The sequence below is a fragment of the Streptomyces sp. NPDC058195 genome, assembly GCF_042883525.1.
Lineage (GTDB): Bacteria > Actinomycetota > Actinomycetes > Streptomycetales > Streptomycetaceae > Streptomyces.
Map to the genome: position 1 here is coordinate 126387 of NZ_JBHVVM010000004.1, position 17995 is coordinate 144381.

At 73.9% G+C, this 17995-nt stretch carries 15 protein-coding genes; 4 read left to right on the forward strand and 11 right to left on the reverse strand.

Features of this window, described 5'->3' with window-relative positions:
• The first annotated feature begins 36 nt into the window (after positions 1-36).
• Positions 37-4833: a HEAT repeat domain-containing protein gene (locus ACFVWY_RS06575; protein WP_389867946.1), complete on the forward strand. Its 4797-nt coding sequence runs from the start codon at positions 37-39 to the stop codon at positions 4831-4833.
• 20 nt (positions 4834-4853) lie between these two features.
• On the opposite strand, the gene ACFVWY_RS06580 is transcribed toward ACFVWY_RS06575, so the two are convergent.
• Together ACFVWY_RS06580 and ACFVWY_RS06585 are read right to left on the reverse strand one after the other, a co-directional pair.
• Complete coding sequence (locus tag ACFVWY_RS06580) at positions 4854-6104, reverse strand: acyl-CoA dehydrogenase family protein (RefSeq protein ID WP_389867948.1); 1251 nt, start codon at positions 6102-6104, stop codon at positions 4854-4856.
• 4 nt (positions 6105-6108) lie between these two features.
• A complete protein-coding gene (locus ACFVWY_RS06585; RefSeq protein WP_389867950.1) occupies positions 6109-7131 on the reverse strand; it encodes a phosphotransferase family protein in 1023 nt (340 codons plus the stop codon).
• 174 nt (positions 7132-7305) lie between these two features.
• Here ACFVWY_RS06585 and ACFVWY_RS06590 point away from each other — a divergent pair, with 174 nt between their 5' ends.
• The gene (locus ACFVWY_RS06590; RefSeq protein WP_389867952.1) at positions 7306-8595 is read left to right on the forward strand and encodes a glucarate dehydratase family protein; all 1290 of its coding nucleotides are present in this window, start codon (positions 7306-7308) and stop codon (positions 8593-8595) included.
• Positions 8596-8811: 216 nt separating this feature from the next.
• Here the strand turns inward: ACFVWY_RS06590 and ACFVWY_RS06595 are convergent, their stop codons facing one another.
• The 6 genes from ACFVWY_RS06595 to ACFVWY_RS06620 form a co-directional block, all read right to left on the reverse strand.
• Positions 8812-9123: a DUF202 domain-containing protein gene (locus ACFVWY_RS06595; protein ID WP_389867954.1), complete on the reverse strand. Its 312-nt coding sequence runs from the start codon at positions 9121-9123 to the stop codon at positions 8812-8814.
• The gene (locus ACFVWY_RS06600) at positions 9120-9515 is read right to left on the reverse strand and encodes a YidH family protein (RefSeq protein WP_389867956.1); all 396 of its coding nucleotides are present in this window, start codon (positions 9513-9515) and stop codon (positions 9120-9122) included. Before ACFVWY_RS06600 ends, ACFVWY_RS06595 begins: the two co-directional genes overlap by 4 nt.
• A gap of 47 nt (positions 9516-9562) precedes the next feature.
• On the reverse strand, positions 9563-10084 hold the full coding sequence (locus tag ACFVWY_RS06605; protein WP_389867957.1) for an NUDIX hydrolase: 522 nt from the start codon (positions 10082-10084) through the stop codon (positions 9563-9565).
• 63 nt (positions 10085-10147) lie between these two features.
• Positions 10148-10921 (reverse strand): glucose 1-dehydrogenase, encoded by a 774-nt coding sequence (locus ACFVWY_RS06610; protein WP_389867959.1) that lies wholly within the window; start codon positions 10919-10921, stop codon positions 10148-10150.
• Between the two features lie 66 nt (positions 10922-10987).
• Positions 10988-11617, reverse strand: coding sequence for a TetR/AcrR family transcriptional regulator (locus ACFVWY_RS06615; RefSeq protein WP_389867961.1), 630 nt, complete (start codon positions 11615-11617; stop codon positions 10988-10990).
• A 56-nt stretch (positions 11618-11673) separates the two neighbouring features.
• Positions 11674-12567 carry a DMT family transporter gene (locus ACFVWY_RS06620; protein ID WP_389867963.1) on the reverse strand — a complete coding sequence of 298 codons (894 nt, stop codon included), beginning with the start codon at positions 12565-12567 and terminating at the stop codon, positions 11674-11676.
• 214 nt (positions 12568-12781) lie between these two features.
• Between ACFVWY_RS06620 and ACFVWY_RS06625 the strand changes: the two genes are divergently transcribed.
• Complete coding sequence (locus ACFVWY_RS06625) at positions 12782-14437, forward strand: FAD-binding dehydrogenase (RefSeq protein ID WP_389867965.1); 1656 nt, start codon at positions 12782-12784, stop codon at positions 14435-14437.
• Positions 14438-14480: 43 nt separating this feature from the next.
• Here the strand turns inward: ACFVWY_RS06625 and ACFVWY_RS06630 are convergent, their stop codons facing one another.
• The 3 genes from ACFVWY_RS06630 to ACFVWY_RS06640 all read right to left on the reverse strand — a co-directional run bounded on the left by ACFVWY_RS06630 (position 14481) and on the right by ACFVWY_RS06640 (position 17087).
• Positions 14481-14966: an ASCH domain-containing protein gene (locus tag ACFVWY_RS06630; RefSeq protein WP_389867967.1), complete on the reverse strand. Its 486-nt coding sequence runs from the start codon at positions 14964-14966 to the stop codon at positions 14481-14483.
• A 202-nt stretch (positions 14967-15168) separates the two neighbouring features.
• The gene (locus ACFVWY_RS06635; RefSeq protein WP_389867968.1) at positions 15169-16566 is read right to left on the reverse strand and encodes a GntP family permease; all 1398 of its coding nucleotides are present in this window, start codon (positions 16564-16566) and stop codon (positions 15169-15171) included.
• An 11-nt stretch (positions 16567-16577) separates the two neighbouring features.
• The gene (locus tag ACFVWY_RS06640) at positions 16578-17087 is read right to left on the reverse strand and encodes a gluconokinase (protein ID WP_389867970.1); all 510 of its coding nucleotides are present in this window, start codon (positions 17085-17087) and stop codon (positions 16578-16580) included.
• Between the two features lie 143 nt (positions 17088-17230).
• Between ACFVWY_RS06640 and ACFVWY_RS06645 the strand changes: the two genes are divergently transcribed.
• A complete protein-coding gene (locus tag ACFVWY_RS06645) occupies positions 17231-17932 on the forward strand; it encodes a FadR/GntR family transcriptional regulator (protein WP_389867972.1) in 702 nt (233 codons plus the stop codon).
• Positions 17933-17995 lie beyond the last annotated feature (63 nt).

A 17995-nucleotide genomic window follows, 5' to 3' on the forward strand; every position in this document is an offset into this window, starting at 1 on the left:
TGGCCGGGCCGGTGCTCACGCGGTTAGCATCCGACGATGCTGACCCCGGCCGACGAACAGGTCCACACCGCCACGGCCCCACGGGACCTCACGCCCCGGGAACTGGGACGGCTGATCCGCCACGACGACCCTGCCTCACGCCACCTGGGTCTCGCCCTGCTCACCGAGCGCCTCACCGCCCTTGCGCCGTCCGGCGAAGCGGAGGCGGCCGAACTCGCCGCACTGCTGCCCACGACGCTCACCGGCCCACCGGAGGCGGACCTCCTGCTGGCCGGGCTCCACGAAGGGGCCGGGCACGACGAACGGTTCGGCCGCGCCCTGAAGGACCGTCCCCGGCCGCCGTGGCGCGCCGCTGAACCCCTGCCCGCGTCGGTACGGACCGCCTGGCTGCGCGCCGACCTGCTGCACGACCCGGCGGCGCTGCTGCGCGAGGAACCCCCGGGCGAGCCGCTGTACCAGGCGGTGCGGAGCGCGGACATCACCGCGGCCCGCCGCCCGGTCCGGCTGGTGGCGGAGCTGGCGGGCAGCGGTGACCCGGTGCTCCGGGCCGAGTCGGTCCGTCTGGCCCGGCAGGGGCTGCACGCCGGACTGCTGGCCCCCGCCCCGGTCCGGGCGGTTCTGGCCGGGCTGCTGGGCGCCGACGACGACGGGGCCGCCGCCGCGCTGGGCGAGCTGGCCCAGCCGTGGGCGGCACTCGACCCGCTGCCGCCCGGCCTCCTCGCACCGTTCCTCCGTCCCGCCCCGGCCGCGGTGCCCGAGTCCGTGGCCGATGCCGCCCTCACGGCCGCCGCCCGCCACGGCCACCGGGAGCTGCTGCGCCGGGCCGTAGCGGACCCGGGCCTGCCGCCCGCGCTGCGGCGGCGTGCGCTGGAACTCCTCGGCGATCTCGCGGAGCGCGCGGACATCGGCGAGCTGATCTCCCTCGCCGCACGTGACCCGCTGCTGCTCGGTGCCCCGGCCGTGACCTGCCTGCGCGGCCTCCACCGGCGCGGGCACTTCCCGGACGCCCCGGACGTCCCCGTGGTCGTCGGCCTGGCCCTCGCCGACCACTCGATCGCGCCCCGCGATGTGGCGACCGTCCTGTTCACCGCCCGCCAGGACGCGCTCCGGGTCCTCACCGACGCCCCCGCCGCGGATCCGGGCTGGCCGCGCAGGCTGGCCCTGCTGACCGCCCTCGCCGCCCAGGGAGGCGGTGACCTCCCGGCCGGGGCCGCCGTCACCCGGCTGCTGCCCACCGCGCCCGTACCCGGTCCGTTCCTCGACGCGATCCGCGTGCTGCGCCACACGGACGCCGAGGAGTCCGTACTCGCCCTGCTGCCCTCGGCACCGGACGCGGCCCTGGAGACGCTGGAGGCGATCGGCGGCGACCGGACCGTCCTGGCGCTGAGCGAGGGACTGGGCCTGGGGGACGGGCCGGGCGTGAGCGATGGGGCGGGCTCGGGTGAAGGTTTGGGCCTGAGCGGCGGACCGGGGCCGAGTGGCGGACCGGGCCCGAACGACGGACAGGGGCTGAACGACGGACCGGCCCTGAACGACGGACACGGGCTCAACGACGGGACGGCCCCGGGCGAAGCGACGGCCCCGGGCGAAGAGCCGGACCTCGTCGGCGGCGGGGTGGCGCGCCGCCTGCGCCCCGTACGCCACCGCGCCCTCGAACTGCTCTGGCAGCTGAACCGCGACCCGGAGCGCCGCCGCGCCCTGATCGCCCGGCTCGACCCCGACGACCTGCCGCCCCGCGTCGCGGCCGACCTGGGCCGCCCGGACGCGCGGGAACTGGCCCTGCTCCGCTCCCACCTCGACCCGGACCGGCCGGTCGCCGCGCTGTGCCGACTGGCGGTCCACGGTGACGGGCACACCCTCCCGGCCCTCGCCGACCTGCTGCTGCGCGTCGTGTCGGGCCTGGCCGCCGCGCGAGAGCCGGGCGCACCCGACCGGACCGGCGAACACGGACAGCCGGCCGGGGAGCCCGTGGTGCCCCAGGAAGTCCTGGACGCTGTGCACGGTCTCGGCCGCAGGCTGCACGAACGCGGCGCGATCAGACCGGTCTGCCTGCTCGGCGCCGCGGACGCCGACGAGGCCGGACACGCCCTCGTCGCGAGCCTCGCCCTGGACCTGCTGGACCGCCCGGGGCTCACCGACCACGAGCGGGTCATCCTGCTGGAGCTGCTGCTCAGGGCCCCCTGGACGGGCACCCGGGCCCGGGTCCACCGATTGCTGCGCCACCGGGACCGGCACGTCCGCAAGCACGCCATCGCTCTGCTCGCCCGCGAAGCCACGGGCGAGGACGCCCAGGCGCTCTCGGCGACCCTGATCGCGCTGACCCGTGCCCGGGACATCCAGACCGCACGCCAGGCCCTGCTGGCCCTGGGGCACGTCCGGGCCCATTGGGCCGGTGCCGCGATCGCCGCCCGGCTGGACCACCCGAACATGAACATCCGCAAGACGGCGGCCGCGACCCTGGTCCGCACGGGTGGCCCGGCGGCGGTTCCCGGGCTCCTCGACCGGATCGGCCGCGAGGACCACCCCGCTCTGCGTGACACGCTCGTCGCGGCCCTGCGCACCGCACTCGGCGACGCCCACGCCGCCACGCTGCTGGCCGCCGCCGAGCACAGCCGGGACGACGCCACCCGCGAGCGGTTCCTCCTCGGCCTGTGCGGCGCCCTCGCCACCCGCGCGGTCCTGGCCCTGGCCGAACAGGAGTCACCGGTGGCGGCTTCGCTGCTCGCCCTGCTCGCGTCCGGCCGCGTCCGCCCGGCCACCGGCACCCTGGACGACCTCGCCGTACCCCTGGCCCGGTACGGCATCGCCGCACCGGGCGACGGTCCGCCGCCGCCCGCGCCCGCAGCGGCGGACCGCGACATCGACGTCCTGCTCGCCGCCGGATGGGATCCCGCCGTCGCGCTGCGCCTGGCCCGGCGGGACGAGCCGCCCGCCCCCGGCCGGGCCGAAGCACTGCGGCCGATGCTCGCCGACTGGCTCCGGCTCGCCGCGTCCGCGCCGGTGCGCCGGAACGCGGTCCTGCGGAACACGGTGGTGCGGTACGCGCTGCGCGTCTGCCCCCGGCCCCGGGGCGAGGCGGAACTCGGGGCGTACGCCCGGTCCGCCCCGGTCCTGCTCGACGCGCTGGCCGACGCCCGCGACCGGGACCGGCACGATCTGATCGCCGTGCTCGAAGCGGTGGCGCCGATGCTGGCGCCCCCCGCCCGGATCACCGCCACCGCCGCCGTACGGGCCCTGCACCCCGCCCCGGCCACCCCCGCCCGCTCCACGGTGCCGCTGCTGCGCGGGCTCGGGGCGGTCCCGGTCCGCGCCGACCTCGACCGTGACCTCGCCGCCGCCCGGACCGGCGCCGACCCCTGGCGGGCCGCCACCACCGTGCTCCGGGCCGCCTTCGCCGTAGCGGGGGGCGGTGCGCCCGGCTCCGCCGGAACCCGGACCTGGCGGGCCGCGCTGGAGGAAGCGGTGCGCACCCCGGACGCCCTCGCCCGGTTCAGGGACCGGGACGACGCGACGGTCCCTTCACGGGACCGGCTGGCAGCGCTCGTCGAGACCCACGAGGGCGCCGACCCGGAGGTCCAGGCCGTGCTCGTCGACTGGATGACGCGGCTCCAGCCCCTCGACACACCCCCCTGGACTCTCGCCGAGACCGCCCGTGCACAGCCGCCGTCACCGCGCCGGGTACGCGGCGACGACCTCGGCCAGCCTCGCTCGGCGGCCCTGCGGGAGCGGCTGCTGACCCTGCTGGAGGCAGCCGACGGGGACCGCCGCCGCACCGCCGCCAGGACCCTGGCCCGCTGGCCCGAACCGGAAGCCCGGCTGCCGGTGCTGCGCGCGTATCTGCGCGGCCGGGTCGACCTGCCCGTCGACGGCGGCCTGGCCCGTACGCTGCCCCTGCTGGACACGGCCGAACTGCGCGGCGAGGACATCCTGCGCGAACGGGTGGCGCTCACGGCCGCCCGGCTCGGCCCCTGGGCGCTGGAACGACTGGTTCCGCTGCTGCTGGAGTGGTGGCGGGACGCGCCGCCCGCCACGGCCCGCGCGATCCGCGGGGCCCTGCACGCCTGCCCGCCCGACGCCCTGGCCGCGCACCTCGCCGACCCGCTCGCCACCGGGGCCCGGGGCTTCCTGGACCTGCTCACCGGCCGCCCGTTGCTGCGGACCCCGGCGCTGGAGCGCGCCCGGGAGCGGCTGCGGGAGGAAGGCCACGCCGACCTGGCCGACCGGCTGCTGCTCGTCGGGGGCCCGCTGCGCGGTCCGGACGCCGCGCGGCGGGACGCGGCGGCCCTGGCCTCGCTCCGCGAGCGCCAGGAACCCCCGCCCGCCTCGGGCGGCGCCCGCCCGCCCCGGCACGAGCTGCTGGAGCTGGCCGCCACCGGCACACCGGAACAGGTCTGCCGCGCGCTCACCGCGCTCACCGAGGCGCACCCCGGTCCCGCGCCGGACGACGACCCGCGCCTCCTCGACCTGCTGGGCGGCCTGCTCACCCACCCGCGCACCCGGGTCCGGCTGCGCGCCCACCGCACCTCACGGGCGATGCTCGACCGGCCGGCCCATCTCGGTCACACCCGGATCCTGCTGGACGACCCCAGCCCGGACGTGGTGCGCATGGCGGTCCGCACCCTGTGCCGGGCGGCCTGGACGCCCGCGGTCCCCGCCGTGACCGGCCTGCTCGGCCACCCGCACCCCGGGGTGCGCGAGGCGGCGGCCGAGGGGCTGGCCGGGCTGGGCGCGGCGGCGGTCCCCGCCCTGCGCAACGCGGCCGCCCACGCCCGCCCCGACCGCCGTGCCCGCTACGCCGAGGTGCTGGACCGGATCAGGGCGGGCGGGAACTGATCCCGGACGCGGCCGGGGACCTACAGGTACCGCTTGATCTCGCGCCGGGCCAGCGACCGCTGGTGCACCTCGTCCGGGCCGTCCGCCAGCCGCAGCGTCCGGGCCGCCGCCCACAGCTCGGCCAGCGGGAAGTCCTGGCCGACGCCGCCCGCCCCGTACAGCTGCACCGCCTGGTCGAGGATGCCGGCCACGGCGCGCGGGGTGGCGATCTTGATGGCCTGGATCTCCGTGTGCGCGCCCCGGTTGCCCACCGTGTCCATCAGCCACGCGGTCTTCAGCACCAGCAGCCGCAGCTGCTCCACGGTGACCCGGGCGTCCGCGATCCAGTTCTGCACGACGCCCTGCTGGGCGAGCGGCTTGCCGAAGGCGCTGCGGGACACGGCGCGTCGGCACATCAGCTCGATGGCCCGCTCCGCCATGCCGATCAGCCGCATGCAGTGGTGGATGCGGCCCGGACCCAGCCGCGCCTGGGCGATGGCGAAACCGCCGCCCTCCTCGCCGATCAGGTTCGCGGCGGGCACCCGCACATCGGTGAAGACCACCTCGGCGTGGCCGCCGTGGTAGTGGTCCTCGTAGCCGTAGACCCGCATGGCGCGGCGGACCTCGACGCCGGGGGTGTCGCGCGGGACCAGGATCATCGACTGCTGGCGGCGGATGTCCGCGCCCCCGGGGTCGGTCTTGCCCATCACGATGAAGACCGCGCAGTCCGGGTTCATCGCCCCGGAGATGTACCACTTGCGTCCGTTGATGACGTAATCGTCCCCGTCCTCGGCTCCGCTCGGACGGGAGGTTCCCCCTGCCTCGCGCATGATCCGGGTCTCGATGTTCGTCGCGTCCGACGAGGCCACCTCCGGCTCCGTCATCGCGAAGGCCGAGCGGATCTCCCCGGCGAGCAGCGGCTCCAGCCACCGCTTCTTCTGCTCGTCCGTGCCGAACTGATGGAGCACCTCCATGTTCCCGGTGTCCGGGGCGGCGCAGTTCAGCGCCGTCGGCGCGAGCTGCGGGGAACGGCCGGTGATCTCGGCGAGCGGGGCGTACTGGAGGTTGGTCAGCCCGGCCCCGTACGCCGGGTCGGGGAGGAAGAGGTTCCACAGTCCCTGCCGCCGGGCCTCGGCCTTCAGGTCCTCCACGACCTGCGGTGTGTCCCAGGGGGAGGCCAGCAGCGCACGCTGCTCGTCCGCGGTCCGCTCGGCGGGATACACGTGCTCGTCCATGAAGGCGAGCAGCCGCGCCCGCAGCTCCTCGGTGCGGGCGTCGAACGCGAAGTCCATGGGATCAGCCTTCCTGGAGGGTGGTGAGGCCGTGCTCGATGAAGACGGGGACGAGGCCGCCGATCCGGTCGAATCCGGCGCCGACGGTCTGGCCCAGGGTGTAGCGGTAGTGGATGCCCTCCAGGATCACGGCCAGCTTGAACCAGGCGAAGGCGGTGTACCAGGAGAGGGCGGAGGTGTCCCGGCCGGAGAGGGCGGCATAGCGCTCGATCAGCTCGGCGGGGGAGGGGTGGCCGGGCGCGCCGCTGGTGGTGGAGACCGGTGACTCGGCCAGACCCAGGTCCGAGCTGTACATCACCAGCAGGCCGAGGTCGGTGAGCGGGTCGCCGAGCGTCGACATCTCCCAGTCCAGGACGGCCCTGATCCGGTCGTCGGTGCCGATCAGGACGTTGTCCAGCCGGTAGTCACCGTGGACGACCGTGGGGGCGGGCGAGGCGGGCAGCTCGCGCCCGAGCGCGGCGTGCAGCGCGTCGATGCCGGGAAGTCCGCGGTTGCGCGAGGCGTCCAGCTGCTTGCCCCAGCGGCGCAGCTGCCGCTCCAGGAATCCCTCGGGGCGCCCGAAGTCGCCGAGCCCGACGGCCTGCGGGTCCACGGCGTGCAGGGCGACGAGCGTGTCGACGAGCCCCAGGACGGCCGCCCGGGTGCGCTCGGGGCCCAGCGGGGCGAGCTGCTCGACGGTGCGGTACGGGGTGCCCTCCACGTACTCCATCACGTAGAACGGCGAACCGATCACCGCTTCGTCCTCGCAGAGCAGCACCGGCTCGGGCACCGGCACGCCCGTCGGGTGCAGGGCGCTGATCACCCGGTGCTCGCGTCGCATGTCGTGCGCGGTGGCCAGTACATGGCCCAGCGGGGGCCTGCGGACCACCCAGTGGCCGGTGCCGTCCGTGACGACGTACGTGAGGTTCGAACGGCCGCCCTCGATCAGCCGGGCCCGCAGCGGTCCGCTCACCAGACCCGGCCGCTCGCGGTCGAGATGTCCGCGCAGCCGGTCGAGGTCGACACCTGGCGGGGGGACTGAGCTCATCGTGCGCACCTCCGGGGGAATGAAAGTCGGGGACCATCATGCCGACCAGTCGGTATGTCGTCCAGTGCCGGGCGGCGGGTCGTCGGCGGGTCATCGGTGCCCCGTGGGGCGGTGTGTCCGTCCCGGGCACTCCGGAGTCTGGCGTTCAGTCGCATCCCTGAATAGAGTTCACGTATGAATACAGCGCTGCTGATCGACGACGTCCGGCTGACCCCGATCCTGATTGCCGACCCGCCCCTGCTCAACACCCAGGGCGTCCACCAGCCCTACACCCCGCGCCTCATCGTGGAGGTCGTCACCCGCGGCGGGGTCACCGGCATCGGCGAGACGTACGGGGACGGGAAGTACCTCGAACTCGCCCAGCCGCTCGCCGATGCGCTCCGCGGGCGCCCGGTCAGCGATGTGAACGGCCTCTTCGCTCTGGCCGACGCGGTGTGCGGCGATTCACGCGAGGCCGACGACCGGGTCGAGGCGGGCGGCCTGCGCGGCGTCCAGACGGCCGACAAGCTCCGCCTCTCCGTCGTCTCCGGCTTCGAGGTGGCCTGCCTGGACGCGCTGGGCAAGTCCCTCGGCCTGCCGGTGCACGCCCTGCTCGGCGGGAAGGTCCGCGACCACGTCGAGTACAGCGCCTACCTCTTCTACCGCTGGGCCGCCCACCCCGAGGGCGGCGAACGGGACGACTGGGGCGCCGCCCTCGACCCGGCCGGCATCGTCGCCCAGGCCCGCCGCTTCGCCCGTGAGTACGGCTTCTCGTCCTTCAAGCTCAAGGGCGGCGTCTTCGAGCCCGACCGTGAGATCGCCGCGATCCGCGCCCTGGCCGAGGAGTTCCCCGGACAGCCGCTGCGCCTGGACCCCAACGGCGCCTGGTCGGTGGAGACCTCGCTGTACGTCGCCGAACAGCTCGGGGACGTACTCGAATACCTGGAAGACCCGGCGACCGGCACGGAGCCGATGGCCGCGGTCGCCGCGGGCACCGGCGTACCGCTCGCCACCAACATGTGCGTGACCACCCTCGCCGAGGTGCCGCAGGCCTTCGCGAGCGGTGCCGTGCAGGTCGTCCTCTCCGACCACCACTACTGGGGCGGGCTGCACCGGACCCGGGAACTGGCCGCGGTCTGCCGCACCTTCGGTGTGGGTCTCTCCATGCACTCCAACACCCATCTCGGCATCAGCCTCGCCGCGATGACCCATGTCGCCGCCACCGTCGCCAACCTCGACTACGCCTGTGACAGCCACTACCCCTGGCAGACCGAGGACGTCATCACCACCCGCCACGTCTTCGCCGACGGCCGCCTCGCCGTCTCCGACGCCCCCGGGCTCGGCGTGGAACTCGACCGTGAGCGGCTCGCCGTGCTGCACCGGCGCTGGCTCGACGACGACGGCACGATGCGTGAGCGCGACGACGCGGCCGCGATGCGCAAGGCGGAACCGGACTGGCGGACCCCGGCGATCCCGCGCTGGTGACCGGCCGCCCGGAGTGCGGCGGCCCGCCCCGCGGGCCGCGCACCGGGCGTTCGCGAGGACGGCGTTCGCGAGGACGGCGTTCGCGAGGACGGCGTTCGCGAGGACGGCGTTCGCGAGGGCGGTGTTCGTGATCACCGCTCGTGAACACCGTTCCTGAGGGCCGTTCCTGAGGGCCGCTCGGGACGCCCGCCGGGCACGTCCGCCCCCGGCCTCCGCTCAGAACAGCATGGCCGTGGCGAACACCGCGAGCGCCACCGTGCACCCCGTCACGGTCAGCGCTCCGCGCACCGCCAGCGGCCGGGGCCGGGCGGTCCGCATCCCGAGCACCCGCAGATGCGCCACCCGCAGCACCCCCAGCCAGGCCAGCGCGCTCAGTGAGACCGCCACCAACGCGGCCGGGCCCGCCCCGGCGTGCAGTGCCTGCTTCACCGCCAGAGCCAGCACCACCGTGCAGGACAGCGTCGTACGCCGCCAGGCCAGCCGGGTCCGCTCGGGCTGGAGCCCCGGATCGCGCTCGGCCGTGCTCACCGGCCCTCCCAGCCGAAGAGGACCACCACCACCATCACCACCGCGACCACCGCGACGGCCAGACCGAGCAGTGTCGGGAACCGTGAGACGGGAAGATCCTCCCCGCGCCGCATCGCCCGCTCGCACCGCACCCAGTGGTTGACGGCGCGCAGCGCGCACAGCACCCCGGACGCCAGCAGGGCGAGCGCCAGACCCGCGCGCACCTTCCAGGCCAGCTCCGGCAGGAACTGGTCGACCGCGAAGCCGCCGCCGATCAGCGCCAGGGCTGTCCGGATCCAGGCGAGGAAGGTGCGCTCGTTGGCGAGCGAGAACCGGTAGTCGGGTGTCTCGCCCTCCTCGCGGATGCGCTGCGGCGCGAACCACAGCCGCAGGCCCCGCAGGAATTCGTTCACGTCCGGACCTTATCCGCCGTTGCCCGCGGGCGGCCCGCCGGGCGGGCTCAGCAGGCCGTCCCGCCCGCCCGGAAGGCGCGCAGCCGGTGGTACGCCGCCAGCCCGTCCGGCACCCAGGGCCAGTCGTCGATCCGCCCGTCCAGCTCGGCGTCGGTGAGGAAGGTGTGCCAGGCGACCTCCTCCGCCTGCGGGCTGACCGGCAGCTCGCACCGCACCTGGTAGACGTACGACCACCACGCGTGCCCGGCGCTCTCGTAGAGGAACTTGAAGAGCGGCTCGGGCGCGGGCAGCCCGGACACCCCCAGCTCCTCCTCGGCCTCCCGCAGCGCCGCCTCGTCGTACGACTCCCCGGCGCCGACCACCCCGCCGACGAACATGTCGTAGTGGGACGGGAAGACCAGCTTTCCCGGGGTCCTGCGGTGGACGAAGAGCCGCCCCGCCGCGTCCCGGGCCTCGATGAAGACGCAGCGATGGCGAAGGCCCCGCGCGGTCGCCTCACCGCGCGGGGCCTGCCCCACGACCTCGTCGTTCTCGTCGACGATGTCCAGGATCTCGTCAGAAGGAGTCATGCTCCTCATCCAACATCAGGACACCGCCCGACGGTCACCGGCCCATGACGCGGGGCCGGACGGTCACTGGCCCATGACGTACTTGACGGTCGGACCGGTGGTCCAGCCGCCGTCCACGGCCAGCTCGGCGCCGGTGACGTACGAGGCGGCGTCCGACAGCAGGAAGGCGACCGCGGCGGCGATCTCCGGGGCCTCGCCGACCCGGCCCATGGGGGTGTTCGGGTAGTTGCCCTCGCCCTGCTGGATGCCGACGGAGGCGGTCATCGGCGTGTAGACCATGCCGGGGTGCACCGAGTTCACCCGGATGCGCGCCGTGCCGAGCTCCACCGCGCCGACCTTCGTCAGCCCGCGCACACCCCACTTCGAGGCGCCGTAGCTGGAGGTCAGCGCGAGACCCATCAGGCCGGCCGCCGAGGAGATGTTGACGATCGAACCGCCGCCGTTCTCCTTCATCGCCGGGATCACCGTCTTCATGCCGATGAAGACGGCCGTCAGGTTGATGTCGATGACCTTGCGGAAGTGCTCGACGCTCTCGGTCTCCAGCGGCTGACCGGTCGAGACCCCGGCGTTGTTGACCAGTCCGTCGATCCGGCCGAACTCGGCGACGGTGAACTCGGCGACGCGCTGCCAGTCCTCCTCGGAGGTCACGTCGTGGTGGACGAATCGCGCCTTCGCGCCCAGCTCGGCGGCGGTGGCGGCACCCTCCTCGTCGAGCACGTCGGTGATCACCACGTTGGCGCCGCCCGCCACCGCGAGGCGCGCGGCCTCGGCGCCCAGGCCCCGGGCGCCGCCGGTGATGATGACAGTCTTGTCGCTGAGGTTGCTCGTGTCAGTCATGGTGTTTCCTCTGTGCGGTGCGGAATGGTGCGTGACGCGGAGGTCCGGGCGGGTACGGGCGGCGCCTCAGGGGGCGCCCGGCACCGGGGCGCGCAGGAACGCGGTGGTGGTTTCGATGAGATCGGCGAGGAAGAACGCCTCGTCGGTCAGTGGCTCGATCCCGTCGAGCCGCTGACGGGCGCGGTCGGCGAACGCCGCGCCGATCAGGGTGAGCGCCAGGTCCAGGCGCTCCAGGCGCACCGGAGCGGGCAGGTCGCCCAGACGGTCCCCGAGCAGGGCGATCAGCCGCCCGTAGCGGGAGTCGACCAGGACGGGGTGCGGGGTGCCGGTCCGCAGTCCGGTCTCATGGGTGAGCCGGACCGAGATCCGCAGACAGCGGCAGCCCCGGTCGTCGGCGAGCAGGCTCGCCTCGGCCGTCACCAGCGCGCCGATCAGCTCCCGTACGCCGCAGTCCGCGTCCAGCGCGTCCAGCAGGGGGGCCATCACCCGTTCGGTACGGGCCTGGCGGCCCGCCATCACCGCGTCCAGCAGCCCGGCCCGGGAGCCGAAGTGGTACTGGACGGCGGAGGGGTTGCTCTGTCCGGCCAGCCGGACGATGTCCCGCAGCTGGGCGCCGTCCGGACCCTGTGCGGCGAAGATCTCCTCGGCCGCGCGGATCAGCTTCTCCCTGGTCTCCGGACCGGATGTTCGCGCCATACCCGCACTGTAATACTGGCCATTATTAAAAACCAGTGGCGGGCGGCCCCACCCGCTCAGTTGGGCTGGAGGCTCTTCTCGCGGCGCCCGCCCACCGGTCCCTCGGGCATCGCCGGATGCAGCCCGAGCAGCACGATGCCGACGACGATCGCGGCGATCCCGGCGGCCTGCCAGGTCAGTGCGCCGGTGTCGGTGCGCAGCCGGTCGCCGAGGAAGCCCACCCCGCAGGCGATCCCGGCCAGTGGCTGGGCGGCGGTCAGCGGCGGCAGCGAGACCCTCAGCGGCCCGGTCTCGAACGCGCTCTGCACCAGCAGCAGACCGGTCACGCCCAGGACCGCCACCGCGTACGGCTGCCACGCCGTGACCAGCGCCGTCCAGCCGTCCCCTGAGACCAGCTGGCCGCTGACCCGGGTGAGCGCGTCCTGGAGTCCGTACAGCAGTCCGGCCGCCACCGCGAGCAGGGCGGGGGAGGCGGCCGTCCCGGAGCGCCTGGCGAAGGCGGTCAGGAGCAGCGCGGTGCCCACCACCACCCCGATCACCAGCCAGTGCCGCAGTGCGCTGGTCACCGCCTCGCCGCCCTCGGGCCGCCCCGCCAGCAGAAAAGCCGCCACCCCGCCGGCCAGCAGCCAGAGCCCGGCCCAGCCCTGGCGGCCGAGCCGCTGGCCGGTGCGGTGGCGGGACAGGGCCATCGCGAAGAGCAGATTGGTCGCCAGGAGCGGTTCGACGACGGACACCTCGCCGTTGCCCAGGGCCAGGGCGCCCAGCACCATCCCGCAGACCATCAGCCCGACCCCGGCCAGCCAGCTCGGCACCCGCATCAGGTCGAGCAGCAGCCGGGGCGAGAGGTAGTCGCTCCTCGGGGCGTGTGCGGCGGCGGCCTGCTGGAGGACGAAGCCGAAGCCCAGGCAGCAGGCGGCACTCACGGCGAGCGCGACGACCAGCACCGACATGCCGCTACCTCGAATAAGGCCGGAAATGGGTGATGTGTACCGACGATAGCTCCGGAGCGCCGGGGGTGCGGCAGGAATGGGGCCGAACGGGCCGTTGACGCGGGGGCGGCGGGTGCAGAGGATCTGACGCACGAGTAACTTCCGGCCCCGGGAGCGGCTGCCGCCGCCCCGGCCGGACCTCCCCGGCCCGACCGCCCCGACAAGGATGGAACCCATGGCGTACGACGCTGATGTGATCGTGATCGGGGCGGGGCTGGCCGGTCTGGTGGCCACCGCCGAGCTGGCCGGGGCAGGACGCTCGGTGATCCTGCTCGACCAGGAACCCGAGCAGTCCATCGGCGGCCAGGCGCACTGGTCCTTCGGCGGCCTCTTCCTGGTCGACTCGCCCGAACAGCGCCGGATGCGGGTCAGGGACAGCCACGAACTGGCGCTCCAGGACTGGCTCGGCACGGCGGGCTTCGACCGCGAGGAGGACCACTGGCCGCGGAAGTGGGCCGAGGCGTACGTCGATTTCGCGGCCGGTGAGAAGCGCTCCTGGCTGCACGCCCAGGGGCTGCGGCTCTTCCCCGTGGTCGGCTGGGCCGAGCGCGGAGGCTACGACGCCACGGGCCACGGCAACTCCGTACCCCGTTTCCACATCACCTGGGGCACCGGCCCCGGCGTCGTCGCCCCCTTCGAGCGCCGGGTCCGCGAGGGCGTCGCCAAGGGGCTCGTACGCTTCGCGTTCCGGCACCGGGTCACCGGCCTCGGCCGCACCGCGGGCACCGTCGACACCGTGACCGGCGAGGTGCTGGAGCCGAGCGCCGCGGCCCGGGGAACCGCGAGCAGCCGGGAGGTGACCGGCTCCTTCGCGCTGCGGGCCCAGGCGGTGATCGTCACCTCCGGCGGCATCGGCGGCAACCACGACCTGGTGCGCGAGCAGTGGCCCGCCCGGCTCGGCACCCCGCCCGCGAAGCTGCTCTCCGGCGTCCCCGCGCACGTCGACGGGCTCATGCTCGGCATCGCCGAGGAGGCGGGCGCCCACCACATCAACCGCGACCGGATGTGGCACTACACCGAGGGCATCGAGAACTGGAACCCGATCTGGGCCAGGCACGCCATCCGCATCCTGCCCGGACCGTCCTCGCTCTGGCTGGACGCCCGCGGCAAGCGGCTCCCGGTCCCGCTCTTCCCGGGCTTCGACACCCTCGGCACCCTCGAACACATCATGAGGTCCGGCCACGAGTACACCTGGTTCATCCTCGACCAGAAGATCATCGGCAAGGAGTTCGCGCTCTCCGGCTCCGAACAGAACCCGGACCTCACCGGCAAGTCGGTCCGGGGCGTGATCGGCCGGGCCCGTGCCGACGTACCGGCCCCGGTGAAGGCGTTCATGGACAACGGTGCGGACTTCGTCGTCGAGAAGGACCTCTCCGCGCTCGTCCGGGGCATGAACAAGCTGACCGGCGAGGAGCTGATCGACGAGGCCGAGCTGCGCCGCGTGATCGTCGCCCGCGACCGCGAGATCGCCAACCCCTTCACCAAGGACCTCCAGATCACCGCGATCCACGGTGCCCGCGCCTACCTCGGCGACAAGCTGATCCGTACGGCGGCGCCGCACCGCATCCTCGACCCCAAGGCCGGTCCGCTGATCGCCGTCCGGCTGAACATCCTGACCCGCAAGTCGCTCGGCGGGCTGGAGACGGACCTGTCCTCCCGGGTGCTGACCGCGGACGGCACCCCGCTGGACGGGGTCTACGCGGCGGGCGAGGCGGCGGGCTTCGGCGGCGGCGGGGTGCACGGCTACCGCTCGCTGGAGGGAACCTTCCTCGGCGGCTGCATCTTCTCCGGGCGGGCGGCCGGGCGGGCGGCCGCGAAGGCGGTCGGCTGAGGCGGCCGGCTGAGGCGGCCGGGGCGCGGGCCCGGCTGGGCGGCTACCGCTCCTTCGCCCCCGCGGCGGCGTCCAGCAGCTCGACGACGCGGAACCGTTCGGCGACGACCATGGTGTCGTCGTCGACGGTGAACTCCGGGTCGCCGAGGGCCTCGCGCATCTCGTCGCTGTGCCAGAACCTCTCGTGCCCCGCACGCCACTCGGCCACCGAGGAGTACCCCTCGCCCTCGTCGATCGCGTGCTGGAGACCGACGTCGCCCAGGCGCAGCACCCGTACCTCCGTCACCTCCAGCACCGCGGCCTCCCGGCCGTCGGAGTCGATCAGCGCGGACCGCTCGCCGACGGGCGGCAGTTCCTCGCGCTCCGCCTCGTACTCCGCGAGCAGCCCGGTCGTCGAGACCTTCGCGCCGCCGAGCACCGCCCCGACCAGCTGATCGCGCAGCGGCCCCGGGAAGGCCAGCAGGAAGGGCTTGAGGGGCTCCCGGAGAGAGGGTGCGGGGGTTTCGTCAAGGGGTTCGTGGTTCGGCATGGCGCCAAGTCTGGCACGCGCCGCCGGACCGGCCGGCGCGGCGGGCGGACGGCCGCCGAAGCGCCAACCACGGGAGCGAGGGCCGCGGTTGGCGTGAGCAGCGCGGCCGGTACGGCGACGGCGCCCGCCGCGTCCGGGGCACGCCGTGGCATGCGCACCGGGGCGGCGGACGCCGACGGGGACGGCTCCGGGTGCCGTGGGCTCAGAGGATCAGCGACAGCAGCAGGACGAAGACCAGCGCGACCACGGAGATGATCGTCTCCATCACCGACCAGGTCTTCACCGTCTGGCCGACGTCCATCCCGAAGTACTCCTTCACCAGCCAGAACCCGGCGTCGTTGACATGGCTGAAGAAGAGCGAACCCGCTCCGACGGCCAGCACCAGCAGCGCGGCGTGGGATGTCGACATGTCGGTGGCCAGCGGGGCGACCAGACCGGCCGCCGAGATGGTGGCCACGGTCGCCGAACCGGTCGCCAGCCGGATCGCCACCGCGATCAGCCAGCCCAGCAGCAGGGCCGGGATCGACCAGTCCTGCGAGAAGTCCAGGATCATCTGGCCCACACCGGCATCGATGAGGGTCTGCTTGAAACCGCCGCCCGCGCCCACGATCAGCAGCACGCCAGCGATCGGCGCGAGTGACTTCTCGACCGTGCTGGAGAGCCGCCCCCTGGAGAATCCGGCCGCCCGGCCCAGCGTGAACATGCCGAGCACGACGGCCGCCAGCAGCGCGATCAGCGGCGAGCCGATCACATCGGTGATCTTCTGAAGACCCTGCTCCGGGTCGTCCACGACGATGTCGACCAGGGCCTTGACCAGCATCAGCACCACCGGAAGCAGCATCGTCGCCAGGGTGGCGCCGAAGCCGGGACGGCGGTCGAGCTCCTCCGAGGGGCGCTGCGGGATCATCCGCTCCGGGGCCTGGATGTCCACCCAGCGCGCCGCGTAGCGGGAGAACAGCGGTCCCGCGATGACCACGGTGGGGATCGCGACCAGGACGCCCAGCGCCAGCGTGACGCCGAGATTGGCGCCGAGGGCGTCGATCGCCACCAGCGGGCCGGGGTGCGGCGGGATCAGACCGTGCATCACGGAGAGACCGGCCAGCGCCGGGATGCCGATCCGCATCAGGGAGTAGTTGCCGCGCTTCGCGACCAGCAGCACCACGGGGATCAGCAGCACGATGCCGACCTCGAAGAAGAGCGGCAGGCCGATCACCGAGGCGATCAGCACCATCGCCCACGGCATGGAGCGCTTGCTCGCCCGGTCGAGGATGGTGTCGACGATCTGGTCCGCGCCGCCGGAGTCGGCCAGCAGCTTGCCCAGGATCGCGCCGAGCGCGATCAGCACACCGACGCTCGCGACGGTCGAGCCGAGGCCGGCGGTGAAACTGGCGATCGTCTTCGCCGGGGCGGCCCCGGCGAACGAACCGAGCGCCAGCGAACCGATGGTCAGCGCGAGGAACGCGTGCATCTTGAATGTGGTGATGAGCAGGACGATGACGGCGATGCCCGCCAGAACGGCGATGCCCAACTGCGCGTTGCCGGCCGAAGTGATCGGTTCGACGGCGTCCGCTGCCAACATCTCGACGCTGAGACTGGTCACGGTGGTGGTCCTTAGTCGTCGAGCCGGCGCAGGGCCGCGACGGCTCGCTGGGTGATTTCTTCAGGGGTGCCGGACACGTCGACCGCGACACCGGCCTCGTCCTCCCGCAGGGGCTGCAGGGTGGCGAACTGGGAGTCGAGCAGCGCGGTGGGCATGAAATGACCCGTGCGCCCCGCCATGCGCGCCTCGATCAGCGCCCGGTCGCCGGTCAGATGGAGGAAGAGGGCCCCGGGTGCCCCGGCGCGCAGCCGGTCGCGGTAGGACCGCTTCAGCGCCGAGCTGCTCACCACGCCGCCGAGCCCCGCCCGGCTGTGCGCCCAGCGGCCGATGGCGTCGAGCCAGGGCCACCGGTCCGCGTCGTCCAGCGGGATCCCGGCCGACATCTTGGCGATGTTGGCCGCCGGGTGGAAGTCGTCGCCCTCCGCGTACGGAACGCCGAGTCCGGCGGCGAGCAGGGGGCCGATCGTGGTCTTGCCGGTCCCTGCAACGCCCATCACCACGACGACGTGGGGAGTGCTCATGGGGGTGCCTCGCAGTCTTCCGCGATGTCTTCCTCGACATCGGTCCGTCGCGCTACTGAAACCCATACGTACGACTTATTCAAGATGGTGTGACGTAAACGTCGTACTTTTCGTTACCGGAGCGTGCCCCGTAGGCTTTGCCCATGACCACACAGGGCCCCGGGCTCCATACCCATGTGCTGGACACTCTGGGGCTGGAGATCGCCGCCGGTGCGCATCCGCCGGGGCAGGTCCTGCGCACCGACGAGCTGGCCCGGCGCTTCGGCGTCTCGCGCACGGTCGTGCGCGAGGTGATCCGGGTCCTGGAGTCCATGCACCTGGTCGAGTCCCGGCGCCGGGTCGGCGTGACCGTACGGCCGTCCGAGGCGTGGAACGTGTACGACCCGCAGGTCATCCGGTGGCGGCTGGCCGGGGCCGACCGCCCGCGCCAGTTGCGCTCGCTGACCGTGCTGCGTTCGGCGATCGAGCCCGTCGCGGCCGGTCTCGCCGCCCGTCATGCCACCCCGGAGCAGTGCGCGGCCCTCACCGAGCGTGCCCTCGGCATGGTCGCCACCTCGCGCGGCCAGCAGCTGGAGGGTTACCTGGAGCACGACATCGCGTTCCACCGGATCGTGCTCAACGCCTCCGGCAACGAGATGTTCGCGCGCCTCGGTGACGTGGTCGCCGAGGTGCTGGCGGGCCGCACCCACCACCAGGTCATGTTCGAGGACCCCGACCCGGCCGCCGTCACCCTCCACGTCCGGCTCGCCGAAGCGGTGCGCGAGGGCGACGCGGCGGCGGCGGAGCGGCTCACCAAGGAGATCGCCGTGGGAGCCCTGCACGAACTGGACGTCCTCGCCCCCTGAGGCCCCGAAAGACGCGACCACCCCGCTCCGGGGCCGGGGCGGGGTGGTCGCGGGGCGACGCCG